The sequence below is a fragment of the Shewanella sp. 553 genome (assembly GCF_059338375.1).
In genome coordinates this window covers 290,058-305,201 of sequence record NZ_CM181701.1, presented here as the reverse complement: position 1 = coordinate 305,201, position 15,144 = coordinate 290,058, and the positions used below count along the sequence as shown (strand labels likewise).

Below are 15,144 nucleotides of genomic sequence, written 5' to 3'. Positions count from 1 at the left end.
ATTGATTAGTCTCGGAGTAGGTAATAATGATACTCGTGATGGAACAAGTTACTTTTATTATAAAGTGACTTATCAAAACGCTGGAGTCGTTGAATTTACAGATCAGTCTTTCGTTGGCACTCAAGATCTAGAAATCATTGCTCCCATCGGAGACACAATATTAGCCATTGAAATTTTCTATGATAATACCCATGATGATGACCCTAATAACCCCGGAGAAGCTTTCCAAGTTTTTGCTGTATCATCAAATACAATAGTTACAGAGTTGCCTATCGGAGTAGAATTCTCTTATACAGCAACAGATGGTGATAACGATAGCGTTATCTTTGCTGGTGATCCAGATGATGGGCATTTCACTATTGTAGTTGAGCCATCCGAAACTATGCAATTAGCAACGATGTCAGCAGATAATAGTAGCCTTAAAGGCTTAATCGTGAATGAATCTACTGACCCTAGTACAGGGGGAGAAATTCTAATCGGCACAAATGGGTCTGATACGATTGATTTAGGAGATGACACCGACGCTGATATTGCCATTTGGGAGGTAGGAGCAGCAGACGGAAGCATAGACACCATCATTAACTTCGACATAAACAATGACTTGCTCGATTTATCAGATATTTTAGTAGATGAGCAATTAGGTGATTTAAATGATTACCTCAATATCACATTCGATGCTGTAAATGGGGACACCATTATTACTGTCGATGCCAATGGCGATGATAGTGGATTTGACGATCTAACCATTATCCTACAAGACACTAATGTTACCCTTGGTGACTTAACAGACATCAACAACTTACTTGGCTATAGCCCATTGGTAGTAGATACCATCCCTTAAGTCAAAATATTAACGGCACAATAAAGCCAGACACTCATAAGAGTGTTTGGCTTTTTACGTTAACGAGCCTACTGCCTAGCGTATTCATACTAAATTAACAATTAATAACTAACCTGAGCATGACTTAGAACGTCAAAAAATTGACCTAAAGACAATAGCTTGCTAGCATCCTATTCTGAGAATAATTTTATAACAACTGCAATACATTATGTATTCGTAAATGTTAATTTAAGGTGTGGGAGCAGGTCATGCAATCAATCGTTACAACGGCAAATGGACAGGTCATAGATGCTCGCGGAGAGATCTCGATTGAAACCAGTAATGGTCAGAAACCTTTAACGATTGGCGAGCACATTCCCGTAGGTTCGACGCTGCTTATCCCCACCGAATCCAGTCTATTTATCGCATATGACGATGGCAGCATGTTTGACAGTAGCGCCTCCGCATCGAAACCATCTAATATGGCAGAAAATAGCGATACCACTAACGCCGAAAGTGTTGATGCACTGACTGAAATCGAGCAATTACAAGCACTGATTCAATCAGGAGAAGATCCAACAGCTAATTTACCAGAGACAGCTGCAGGTGGAACAACGAATAATGAAGGTGGATCTGATTTCATCTCCCTTGGCCGTGATGGCGCACAAACCATGGCAGCTGCAGGCTTTAACACCCAAGGTCTACCGCAGGATTTAGCTAATACAGCTGTAGAAACAACCATCATTACCGATGAAAGCCCAACGCTGACAACAAATGATACAGCCAGTATTGATGAAGATACTATCGCCACTGGCAACGTCTTAGATAACGATGCTGATATCGACAGCGACCTATCGGTGGTCAGCTTCACGGTTGATGGCCAAACCGTTACGGCGGGCACCACGGTAGAACTCGACGGCGGCACACTCGTCATCAATGCTGATGGCTCATACACCTTCACACCCAACGACAACTGGAACGGCAGCGTCCCGGTGATCACCTACACCACTAATACGGGCGCAGAAGCGACGTTAACTATTGAAGTCAGCCCGGTGGATGATGCCTCTGTGCTGGCCAACGACAGCAACACGATTGCAGAAGATACAGTCGCCACTGGCAACGTACTGGATAACGACAGTGACATCGACAGCGATCTGTCAGTGGTCAGCTTCACCGTTGACGGCGAAACCGTTGCAGCGGGCACCACAGTTGAACTCGACGGCGGTACAGTCGTCATCTACGCCGATGGCACATACACCTTTACGCCCAACGACAACTGGAACGGCAACGTCCCGGTGATCACTTACACCACTAATACCGGCGAAGAAGCGACGTTAACCATCGTCGTCACCCCGGTGGATGATGCCTCAGTGCTGACCAACGACAGCAACACGATTGCAGAAGATACAGTCGCCACTGGCAACGTACTGGATAACGACAGTGACATCGACAGCGATCTGTCAGTGGTCAGCTTCAGCGTCGACGGTCAGACCGTCACCGCCGGTACCACAGTTGAAGTAGAAGGCGGCAGCCTGGTGATCAACGCCGATGGCTCATACACCTTTACGCCCAACGATAACTGGAACGGCAACGTCCCGGTGATCACTTACACCACCAATACCGGCGAAGAAGCGACGTTAACCATCGTCGTCACTCCGGTGAATGACACCGCGCCGATTGGTGCAGATGATGCCGCTAACGTCGACGAAGGCGCGCAGGTGGTGATTGATGTCGCCAGTAATGACGCGGACAGCGAAAGTGAGCTGAACTTAGGCAGCATCGTGATTGTCGGCCAGCCTGCCAACGGCACGCTCACCGTCAATGCCGATGGCACCGTCACTTACCGCCATGATGGCAGTGACACCACGCAAGACATCTTTACCTACACCATTGAAGATGCGCAGGGCAACGTCTCTGAGCCGATCACCGTCAACGTTGATGTCAACGCCGTCGATGACACCGCGCCGATTGGTGCAGATGATGCCGATAACGTCGACGAAGGCGCGCAAGTGGTGATTGATGTCGCCAGTAATGACGCGGACAGCGAAAGTGAGCTGAACTTAGGCAGCATCGTGATTGTCGGCCAGCCTGCCAACGGCACGCTCACCGTCAATGCCGATGGCACCGTCACTTACCGCCATGATGGCAGTGACACCACGCAAGACATCTTTACCTACACCATTGAAGATGCGCAGGGCAACGTCTCTGAGCCGATCACCGTCAACGTTGATGTCAACGCCGTCGATGACACCGCGCCGATTGGTGCAGATGATGCCGATAACGTCGACGAAGGCGCGCAAGTGGTGATTGATGTCGCCAGTAATGACGCGGACAGCGAAAGTGAGCTGAACTTAGGCAGCATCGTGATTGTCGGCCAGCCTGCCAACGGCACGCTCACCGTCAATGCCGATGGCACCGTCACTTACCGCCATGATGGCAGTGACACCACGCAAGACATCTTTACCTACACCATTGAAGATGCGCAGGGCAACGTCTCTGAGCCGATCACCGTCAACGTTGATGTCAACGCCGTCGATGACACCGCGCCGATTGGTGCAGATGATGCCGATAACGTCGACGAAGGCGCGCAAGTGGTGATTGATGTCGCCAGTAATGACGCGGACAGCGAAAGTGAGCTGAACTTAGGCAGCATCGTGATTGTCGGCCAGCCTGCCAACGGCACGCTCACCGTCAATGCCGATGGCACCGTCACTTACCGCCATGATGGCAGTGACACCACGCAAGACATCTTTACCTACACCATTGAAGATGCGCAGGGCAACGTCTCTGAGCCGATCACCGTCAACGTTGATGTCAACGCCGTCGATGACACCGCGCCGATTGGTGCAGATGATGCCGATAACGTCGACGAAGGCGCGCAAGTGGTGATTGATGTCGCCAGTAATGACGCGGACAGCGAAAGTGAGCTGAACTTAGGCAGCATCGTGATTGTCGGCCAGCCTGCCAACGGCACGCTCACCGTCAATGCCGATGGCACCGTCACTTACCGCCATGATGGCAGTGACACCACGCAAGACATCTTTACCTACACCATTGAAGATGCGCAGGGCAACGTCTCTGAGCCGATCACCGTCAACGTTGATGTCAACGCCGTCGATGACACCGCGCCGATTGGTGCAGATGATGCCGATAACGTCGACGAAGGCGCGCAAGTGGTGATTGATGTCGCCAGTAATGACGCGGACAGCGAAAGTGAGCTGAACTTAGGCAGCATCGTGATTGTCGGCCAGCCTGCCAACGGCACGCTCACCGTCAATGCCGATGGCACCGTCACTTACCGCCATGATGGCAGTGACACCACGCAAGACATCTTTACCTACACCATTGAAGATGCGCAGGGCAACGTCTCTGAGCCGATCACCGTCAACGTTGATGTCAACGCCGTCGATGACACCGCGCCGATTGGTGCAGATGATGCCGATAACGTCGACGAAGGCGCGCAAGTGGTGATTGATGTCGCCAGTAATGACGCGGACAGCGAAAGTGAGCTGAACTTAGGCAGCATCGTGATTGTCGGCCAGCCTGCCAACGGCACGCTCACCGTCAATGCCGATGGCACCGTCACTTACCGCCATGATGGCAGTGACACCACGCAAGACATCTTTACCTACACCATTGAAGATGCGCAGGGCAACGTCTCTGAGCCGATCACCGTCAACGTTGATGTCAACGCCGTCGATGACACCGCGCCGATTGGTGCAGATGATGCCGATAACGTCGACGAAGGCGCGCAAGTGGTGATTGATGTCGCCAGTAATGACGCGGACAGCGAAAGTGAGCTGAACTTAGGCAGCATCGTGATTGTCGGCCAGCCTGCCAACGGCACGCTCACCGTCAATGCCGATGGCACCGTCACTTACCGCCATGATGGCAGTGACACCACGCAAGACATCTTTACCTACACCATTGAAGATGCGCAGGGCAACGTCTCTGAGCCGATCACCGTCAACGTTGATGTCAACGCCGTCGATGACACCGCGCCGATTGGTGCAGATGATGCCGATAACGTCGACGAAGGCGCGCAAGTGGTGATTGATGTCGCCAGTAATGACGCGGACAGCGAAAGTGAGCTGAACTTAGGCAGCATCGTGATTGTCGGCCAGCCTGCCAACGGCACGCTCACCGTCAATGCCGATGGCACCGTCACTTACCGCCATGATGGCAGTGACACCACGCAAGACATCTTTACCTACACCATTGAAGATGCGCAGGGCAACGTCTCTGAGCCGATCACCGTCAACGTTGATGTCAACGCCGTCGATGACACCGCGCCGATTGGTGCAGATGATGCCGATAACGTCGACGAAGGCGCGCAAGTGGTGATTGATGTCGCCAGTAATGACGCGGACAGCGAAAGTGAGCTGAACTTAGGCAGCATCGTGATTGTCGGCCAGCCTGCCAACGGCACGCTCACCGTCAATGCCGATGGCACCGTCACTTACCGCCATGATGGCAGTGACACCACGCAAGACATCTTTACCTACACCATTGAAGATGCGCAGGGCAACGTCTCTGAGCCGATCACCGTCAACGTTGATGTCAACGCCGTCGATGACACCGCGCCGATTGGTGCAGATGATGCCGATAACGTCGACGAAGGCGCGCAAGTGGTGATTGATGTCGCCAGTAATGACGCGGACAGCGAAAGTGAGCTGAACTTAGGCAGCATCGTGATTGTCGGCCAGCCTGCCAACGGCACGCTCACCGTCAATGCCGATGGCACCGTCACTTACCGCCATGATGGCAGTGACACCACGCAAGACATCTTTACCTACACCATTGAAGATGCGCAGGGCAACGTCTCTGAGCCGATCACCGTCAACGTTGATGTCAACGCCGTCGATGACACCGCGCCGATTGGTGCAGATGATGCCGATAACGTCGACGAAGGCGCGCAAGTGGTGATTGATGTCGCCAGTAATGACGCGGACAGCGAAAGTGAGCTGAACTTAGGCAGCATCGTGATTGTCGGCCAGCCTGCCAACGGCACGCTCACCGTCAATGCCGATGGCACCGTCACTTACCGCCATGATGGCAGTGACACCACGCAAGACATCTTTACCTACACCATTGAAGATGCGCAGGGCAACGTCTCTGAGCCGATCACCGTCAACGTTGATGTCAACGCCGTCGATGACACCGCGCCGATTGGTGCAGATGATGCCGATAACGTCGACGAAGGCGCGCAAGTGGTGATTGATGTCGCCAGTAATGACGCGGACAGCGAAAGTGAGCTGAACTTAGGCAGCATCGTGATTGTCGGCCAGCCTGCCAACGGCACGCTCACCGTCAATGCCGATGGCACCGTCACTTACCGCCATGATGGCAGTGACACCACGCAAGACATCTTTACCTACACCATTGAAGATGCGCAGGGCAACGTCTCTGAGCCGATCACCGTCAACGTTGATGTCAACGCCGTCGATGACACCGCGCCGATTGGTGCAGATGATGCCGATAACGTCGACGAAGGCGCGCAAGTGGTGATTGATGTCGCCAGTAATGACGCGGACAGCGAAAGTGAGCTGAACTTAGGCAGCATCGTGATTGTCGGCCAGCCTGCCAACGGCACGCTCACCGTCAATGCCGATGGCACCGTCACTTACCGCCATGATGGCAGTGACACCACGCAAGACATCTTTACCTACACCATTGAAGATGCGCAGGGCAACGTCTCTGAGCCGATCACCGTCAACGTTGATGTCAACGCCGTCGATGACACCGCGCCGATTGGTGCAGATGATGCCGATAACGTCGACGAAGGCGCGCAAGTGGTGATTGATGTCGCCAGTAATGACGCGGACAGCGAAAGTGAGCTGAACTTAGGCAGCATCGTGATTGTCGGCCAGCCTGCCAACGGCACGCTCACCGTCAATGCCGATGGCACCGTCACTTACCGCCATGATGGCAGTGACACCACGCAAGACATCTTTACCTACACCATTGAAGATGCGCAGGGCAACGTCTCTGAGCCGATCACCGTCAACGTTGATGTCAACGCCGTCGATGACACCGCGCCGATTGGTGCAGATGATGCCGATAACGTCGACGAAGGCGCGCAAGTGGTGATTGATGTCGCCAGTAATGACGCGGACAGCGAAAGTGAGCTGAACTTAGGCAGCATCGTGATTGTCGGCCAGCCTGCCAACGGCACGCTCACCGTCAATGCCGATGGCACCGTCACTTACCGCCATGATGGCAGTGACACCACGCAAGACATCTTTACCTACACCATTGAAGATGCGCAGGGCAACGTCTCTGAGCCGATCACCGTCAACGTTGATGTCAACGCCGTCGATGACACCGCGCCGATTGGTGCAGATGATGCCGATAACGTCGACGAAGGCGCGCAAGTGGTGATTGATGTCGCCAGTAATGACGCGGACAGCGAAAGTGAGCTGAACTTAGGCAGCATCGTGATTGTCGGCCAGCCTGCCAACGGCACGCTCACCGTCAATGCCGATGGCACCGTCACTTACCGCCATGATGGCAGTGACACCACGCAAGACATCTTTACCTACACCATTGAAGATGCGCAGGGCAACGTCTCTGAGCCGATCACCGTCAACGTTGATGTCAACGCCGTCGATGACACCGCGCCGATTGGTGCAGATGATGCCGATAACGTCGACGAAGGCGCGCAAGTGGTGATTGATGTCGCCAGTAATGACGCGGACAGCGAAAGTGAGCTGAACTTAGGCAGCATCGTGATTGTCGGCCAGCCTGCCAACGGCACGCTCACCGTCAATGCCGATGGCACCGTCACTTACCGCCATGATGGCAGTGACACCACGCAAGACATCTTTACCTACACCATTGAAGATGCGCAGGGCAACGTCTCTGAGCCGATCACCGTCAACGTTGATGTCAACGCCGTCGATGACACCGCTATTGCCAATGATGATACTTTTTCTGTACTTGAAGATCACACCTCTGACGCGTTAGATCTGTTAGGGAATGATATTGGCGAAGGTTTAACGATTAAGTCTATCAACGGCGTGCAGCTAACTGGTGGTGAACAATCCATTGAGATCGATAACGGCTCGATTTTCATCAATGCCGATGAAGAGATCACTTTTACCCCTAACGATAACTACAGTGGTACTGTGACCTTTGATTATGTTATCGAAGATGTCGACGGTGGTGAAGAAACTGCTACCGTTACGGGCACAGTGATTCCCGTAGCCGATACTGTAGGCGATGACCTCACCGTTGCTGTCGGTGAGGTATCTCTGGTCGACATTACATTTAATGAGGGTGAAACGACCTATGACGCAGAAGGTAACCCAAGTCAAAATAAAATAACAAAAATTGAATATGCAGACGGCACTACTGTCACCACTAGCGATGGCGAATATTTACAAGTTAGTAACGGCCAGGGTATAGGTGTCGGTGTCGGAGGTGATTTTAGGATTAATGACGATGACTATCTCAACATAGATATGCCAGGCTACGTAACTGATATTAAATTGTCTTTCAAAAATGCTTCGGGGCAAACCCTCACCTTTACCATGCAAAATATCGATGGTAGCACCACAGAACAGACATACACTTTCCCGGAGGATGCCAATAGCAGTACCAGCATGATACTGCACAGTGACATTGCCTTTAATTCGTTCAGCTTCGTCGTTTCGGGTACTTCTAACGGCGGAAACGGATCGACACTTGAAGGCATGACCACAATTGGCGTAACCCAAACAGCCTATGCCTATCCGCTGACAGCCTCCTATTCGTTCAGCGATCTAGATGGCAGCGAGAGTGTACAAAGCATCACCTTATCGGGTTTCCCCGACGACGCTAATGCGATTATTTATGATGGTGATGGCGATGGTGCTATAGAGATGACCTCGAATGGTGATGGTACCTGGAGCATAGATTCGAACGCGTTCACCCTCAATGGTGGCGTATTCAACCTTGAAGATTGGATAGTGCAAACCGAAGTACCATTACCGTCTGATTTCGAACCCCGTATAGAAATTGTCATTGTCGATGGTACAGATACCTCTATTTCTATTCGTGGAGGCTCAGAAAGCTCGGAACTTATCGGCGGAGACGGTAATGATCTGCTTGATGGTCAGTCTGGCGACGATTATCTCATAGGTGGCTTGGGCGACGACACTCTGATCGGCGGTCTAGGCAATGATACCTTCGTCTGGCAGCAAGGCGATACGGGCACTGACCATATTAGCGATTTTAACATCAAGCAGGACAAACTCGATCTAAGCGATCTGCTTCAAGGTGAAACTAAAGATAACTTAGAAAACTATCTACATTTTACGGTTGAAGATGGCAACACGACTATCGAAATTGATGCCAATGGTGATGATCATGTCGATCAGATGATTGTACTTGATGGGGTCGATTTATTTGCCGAACTTGGTGTTAACAGTGATGCCGAAGTGATCAACTCACTCCTAGGCACGAATGGGGATGGAGCGCTAATCATAGACGATGCAAGTTCTGCTTATTCTAGTAGCAGTACCGAACCATTAACTTTCTATACTCCACAAGAGCTTGATAGCAAAATTATGTAGTTAATGCATAAGATGATAGATGATAGATGATAGATGATAGCACTAGTTAGTCATACTAATTGGTGCTATCAATCCTTTTGTTATGTCCCGTTAATACTTCTATAATTAAAATCAAATAATGTTTAATAAAATCTTAAGGATATGTTTTTAAGGTGCAATCAACAGCGTCTGCAAAAACTGAGCAATGGAGCATTTCAGCCTCGCAACGAGTGACGGTTGACCCATTGTTAGACAGTTTAGTCCTATTAACCGAATTTTTCGGTAGCCCCTGCTCTAGCGAATCACTAGCCGCAGGTTTACCGCTGTCTGGCAGCATTTTAACCCCAGAACTAGTACCACAAGCTGCGGGCAGAGCTGGCCTTACCGCCAAATTAACCCGCAAAGGCTTAGATCAAATCTCGCCTATTTTTCTTCCCTGTATCTTGCTGCTTAAAGACCAAAAAGCCTGTTTACTTCGAGAAATAGATTTAGAAAACGATCGCGCTGTCATTCAATTGCCCGAAACCGGTGGTGAAGAGCAACTGACCATAGAGGCACTCGAAGCCCTGTATGTGGGTTATCTCTTTTTGGTTAAACAGCAATACCGTGGCGACATGGGCTTTGATCTGCGCCTGCACGATAATAAGACTCACTGGCTGTGGCAGACCCTAAAAGATTCGGCACCGATTTATCGTGATGCATTAATAGCTTCAGTGTTGGTGAACCTGTTTGCGCTGGTATCACCACTGTTCATTATGAACGTTTACGATAAAGTGGTACCCAATCTTGCATTTGAGTCGCTGTGGGTATTAGCGATTGGTGCCGGTATCGCCTATATCTTTGATTTGATTATGCGGCAACTGCGCGCCTACCTAATTGATGTCGCTGGCAAAAAAGTCGATATTATTGTGTCATCACAGCTCTTTGCCAAAGCCATTGGCATCCCATTAGAGAAACGCTCTCCTAGTGTCGGTGGAATGGCCAGACAATTAGGTGAATTTGACAGCATACGTGAAATCTTAACTTCGGCCACCATCACCACCTTAGTCGATCTTCCGTTTGCGATATTTTTTGTCATCATCATCTACATTGTGGCTGGCGACTTGGCTCTTATCCCCTTAATTGGCGGAGCTATCATCATCATTTACACCTTATTCATGCAGCCTCGGCTTAAGGTCGCTATCGAAGAAAGTAATAAATTTGCCAGCTTAAAGCATGGTCATCTTATTGAATCGCTTGCGTCTTTAGAGTCAATAAAGTCCAGTGGCGCTGAAGGGCTAGTACAAAAAAGCTGGCAACAGATGATAGGCCATACTGCTAATTGGCAATTAAAAGCCAAAAAAATATCCACATCAGTCACCAATATTGCCAATTTCACCGTACAACTCTCGGTGGTCTGTGTGGTGATTTTAGGGGTTTATCGAGTAGCCGATAACGCAATATCCATGGGTGGCATTATTGCCGCGGTGATTTTATCGAGCCGTGCCATCTCACCAATGGCGCAGCTAGCCGGCTTAATGACTCGGGGGAATCATACCGCCAGCGCTCTGCGTCAACTTGATCAGATAATGACGCAAGAAGATGAGTTTCAACACAAAGGGCACTTGGTCAGCAAGCAGCGCTTACAAGGGCAAATTAACGCCGACCATGTCAGCTTTAATTATCCGGGCTCTGAACGCCCAGTACTACACCCTATGTCCTTGTCTATCTCACCTGGTGAGCGCGTGGCAATTATCGGTCGCAATGGCTCGGGTAAAAGTACTTTGGCTAAACTGCTTGTGGGCTTATATCAACCCACTAAAGGCAGCCTGCGTTACGACGGTCTCGATGCCGCCCAGATACACCCTACCGATCTGCGACGTAACTTTGGTTATTTGCCACAAGACATTACCCTATTTCATGGCACCATTCGTGACAATATTCTCTTTGGTACTCGTCAAGTGACCGAACACCAATTGATTCGGGCAGTGCAACTCTCTGGCGTCAATCAATTTACTGATATTGAGACTGAAGGCTTAGATCAACAAGTGGGTGAAGGTGGTCAATCTTTGTCACGTGGTCAGCGCCAAACCATTGCACTTGCTAGAGCAACCCTTAACGATCCACCAGTCCTGCTAATGGATGAGCCTACGGCCAGCTTAGATGCGCGCGCCGAAAAGCAGTTTATTCGCGCCATGAAAAACGTGACCAAAGAGAGAACCTTGTTACTGATCACCCATAAAATGCACCTGCTTAACCTAGTCGATCGCATCATAGTGTTAGATCGTGGCCATGTCGTGGCTGACGGCCCCAAAGATGCCGTGCTGAATAAACTCGCCAAAGGGCTATTATCTGGAGGTCCAAAGGGTGAGTAAACACTTAACGACCCATGATTTAGAGATGGTGGATGACGTTTATGGCGCCATGATGACCGATGCCCCAACCAGTCATAGACTGATTATTTGGGCTTTGTCGGCATTAATTGTGTGTTTTTTATTGTGGGCCTATTTTGCGAAATTAGATCGTGTCACCACAGGCATGGGTAAAGTCATTCCCTCGTCGCAAATTCAGGTGATCCAGAGTTTGGATGGCGGCATTATGCAAGAGCTATACGTTCAAGAAGGGATGATGGTCACTAAGGGGCAACCGTTAGTGCGTATCGATGATACCCGCTTTAAATCTGACTTTGCCCAGCAAGAACAAGAGGTTTATAGCCTGCAGGCTAATGTATTGCGCCTACGCACCGAACTTAACAGCATCACCATTTCTGATGTCGCCTCGGATTGGCGCGAGCAGGTCAAAATTGTTAAGCAGCCACTTCAATTTTCGCAAACACTCATAGATAACGAACCCGATTTAGTGCGTCGCCAACAAGAAGAGTATGAGGGGCGTCTCGATAACCTCAGTAATCAACTTGAAATTTTGGCGCGTCAGATCCAGCAAAAACAACAAGAAACCCAAGAGCTGGCATCAAAAATATCGACCTTAACCACTAGTTTTCAGTTAGTCACACGAGAATTAGAGCTGACACGTCCTCTGGCTAAAAAAGGCATTGTGCCTGAAGTTGAGCTACTCAAACTCGAGCGTATCGTCAACGATATTCGCGGTGAGTTAGCGTCGGTTAGGTTATTGCGCCCCAAAGTGAAAGCGTCTCAAGACGAAGCCATTTTAAAGCGACGTGAAGCACTATTTGTGTTTGCCGCCGACACTCGGACTCAGCTTAATGAGATGCAAACTCGCTTGTCTCGCATTAACGAAGCGCAAGTGGGTGCGCAAGATAAGGTCAGTAAAGCCGAAATCGTCTCACCCGTAAACGGCACCATTAAAACAGTGCATATCAACACCTTAGGCGGTGTTGTTCAGCCTGGTATTGATATTATCGAAATTGTGCCGTCAGAAGACCAACTACTGATTGAAACCAAAATTCTGCCAAAAGATATCGCATTTTTACATCCTGGCTTACCCGCCGTAGTTAAAGTGACCGCTTATGACTTTACCCGTTATGGTGGTTTAAATGGCGTTGTGGAGCACATCAGTGCCGATACAACACAGGACGAAGAGGGAAACAGTTTCTATCTTGTAAGGGTTAGAACTGAACTATCAAGTTTGACGAAAGACGATGGAACCTTAATGCCGATTATTCCGGGGATGTTGACCTCGGTAGATGTAATAATTGGGCAAAGATCCGTGCTGGAGTACATACTTAATCCAATTTTAAGAGCAAGAGATACTGCTCTACGTGAACGTTAAGTTCACCGAAATTAACCAGGGGGGTTACAACATGAGTAAGCAAACTGTACGTCAGCTAAAGCGCAGCGCCATGGCGCTAGCTATTGGCGCGATGTTACTACCAGGTGTCGGTTCTAGCCAAACACTAGAACAAGCTGTCGCTCACACACTGGATACCAATCCAGATATTCGTATCGCGTTTAATCGCTTTAAAGCACGCGAAGAGCAAGTGAGCCAAGCATACGCGGGCTACATGCCAACCGTTGATATTAGCGCTGGCTACGGCTGGGAGCAAACCAACAGCCCATCAACCCGCAGAAAAGCAGGCCCAAGGTGACGTTGATAGCGATGGGGTTATCGAGCTCACCCGCGGTGAAGCTGGCTTTAGCATCAAACAGATGTTATTCGATGGTTTCTATACCTCTAGCGAAGTCGATCGTTATAGCTTTGAAGCCAGTGCCGATCAGTGGGCACTGTTTGCCGCAGCCGAAGATATTGCACTCGATGTAGCCAATGTCTACGTCAACTATATCCGTGCTGAGCAAGTATTAACCTTAGCGGAGAAAAACCTGCAAAGTCATAAAGACATTTACGACCAAATTAAGCAGCGTACTGATTCTGGCTTAGGTTCAATTGCCGATTTATCACAGATCACCGGGCGTCTTGCACGCGCCAATGCCAATGTGATTTCAGCGAAAAACAATTTTTACGATGCCAAAGCGCAGTTCGTCAGAATTGTTGAGAAACAACCTGAAGATCTCATTGTCCCAGTACCCGATGATGACATGCTACCGGCTGACTTAAACAGCAGCATTCAAATTGCTCAAGACAACCATCCGGTATTAAAATCGGCGGCTAGTGATATCACTGCTGCCGAATATGAACGCTCATCGGCACAATCTAACTACTATCCCAAGCTAACGTTAGAGTTGGGTGGTAATTGGAATAACGACATCGACGGTGAAGATGGTTATTCACCGATTGCCTCGCAGAATGTGGGCGGCCATAGTAATGACTTAGTGGCCATGGTTCGCGTCAAATACAACTTGTTTGCCGGTGGTAAAGATGTAGCCCGTGAAAAAGAGGCGGCCTACAAACTGGGCGAAGCCAAAGAGATTCGCCAACGCGCTTATCGTCAAGTCGTCGAAGGGGTTAACTTAGCCTGGAACGCCTATGAACTGCTCGAGCCTCAAAAGATGTATATTCGCGACCACGTTGTGGCCGCCAAGGATACACAAGTGGCCTATAGCCAGCAGTTTAATTTAGGTCAGCGTACCCTGCTCGATCTGCTCGATACAGAAAACGAGCTATTTGAAGCACGTAAAGATTATTTAGAAGCCGAGTATGATGAGATCATTTCTGAATACCGAATTCTTAATGCCACAGGAAGATTATTAGAATCACTTCGAGTTACTCGTCCCGATGTGTGGAAGGGTGAACGCGAATATGAAGGGGGAGTGAAATAATGAAAGCTCTATTAATACTCGTCAGTATCGCCTTAATTGGTGGCTGTTCGATGCGTGACACTGTCAACATGGACACACCTACAGAGCAGGCATTTGACCTCAATGATAATGATAGAGATGGCGTCATTGTTGCCAGAGAACGCTGCAATGATACCGTCACAGGCGCCACTATCGATAACTACGGTTGTGGTAAAATAAAACCGATTAACGAACGGCAGGAGTTAAAGATATTATTTGCTAACGATTCCTTCTATATTGATCCACAATACTATGATCAAGTGGAAACCGTCGCGACATTTATGCGGCAGTTTCCTAATACTCAAGTTACAATCGAAGGCCACTGTAGTAAAACAGGCTCTTACGATCACAACTTAACTTTGTCACAAAACAGAGCTAATGCGGTAAGCTCATTACTGTCAGAACGTTTTGGTATTGATAACAGTCGAGTCACAGCCATTGGCTACAGCTACGACCGCCCAGTTGATCCAACTCATACGGCTGAGGCGCATAAGCGCAATCGCCGTGTGATCGCTGAATTGACCGGAGAAGATACCACTGCCGATATGAAGTGGCATATCTATACCGTAGACGAAGAAGCTAAATAACCAAGATAGTC

At 49.5% G+C, this 15,144-nt stretch carries 5 protein-coding genes and 1 pseudogene; all 6 read left to right on the top strand.

What is annotated here, in order from left to right:
- The first annotated feature begins 1 nt into the window (after position 1).
- The 6 genes and pseudogenes from AC5YBZ_RS01440 to AC5YBZ_RS01415 all read left to right on the top strand — a co-directional run bounded on the left by AC5YBZ_RS01440 (position 2) and on the right by AC5YBZ_RS01415 (position 15,133).
- On the top strand, positions 2–841 hold the full coding sequence (locus AC5YBZ_RS01440) for a type I secretion C-terminal target domain-containing protein (protein ID WP_494543326.1): 840 nt from the start codon (positions 2–4) through the stop codon (positions 839–841).
- 248 nt (positions 842–1,089) lie between these two features.
- Positions 1,090–9,375 carry a cadherin-like domain-containing protein gene (locus tag AC5YBZ_RS01435; RefSeq protein WP_494543325.1) on the top strand — a complete coding sequence of 2,762 codons (8,286 nt, stop codon included), beginning with the start codon at positions 1,090–1,092 and terminating at the stop codon, positions 9,373–9,375.
- 152 nt (positions 9,376–9,527) lie between these two features.
- Entirely contained in the window at positions 9,528–11,708 is a 2,181-nt protein-coding gene (locus AC5YBZ_RS01430) for a type I secretion system permease/ATPase (protein WP_494543324.1), read from the top strand.
- The gene (locus AC5YBZ_RS01425) at positions 11,701–13,083 is read left to right on the top strand and encodes an HlyD family type I secretion periplasmic adaptor subunit (protein ID WP_475515184.1); all 1,383 of its coding nucleotides are present in this window, start codon (positions 11,701–11,703) and stop codon (positions 13,081–13,083) included. Before AC5YBZ_RS01430 ends, AC5YBZ_RS01425 begins: the two co-directional genes overlap by 8 nt.
- Before the next feature lie 31 nt (positions 13,084–13,114).
- Positions 13,115–14,528, top strand: a pseudogene (locus AC5YBZ_RS01420) (TolC family outer membrane protein).
- Complete coding sequence (locus AC5YBZ_RS01415; RefSeq protein ID WP_494524244.1) at positions 14,528–15,133, top strand: OmpA family protein; 606 nt, start codon at positions 14,528–14,530, stop codon at positions 15,131–15,133. The pseudogene AC5YBZ_RS01420 and the gene AC5YBZ_RS01415 overlap by 1 nt, the downstream one beginning before the upstream one ends.
- Positions 15,134–15,144: the final 11 nt, after the last annotated feature.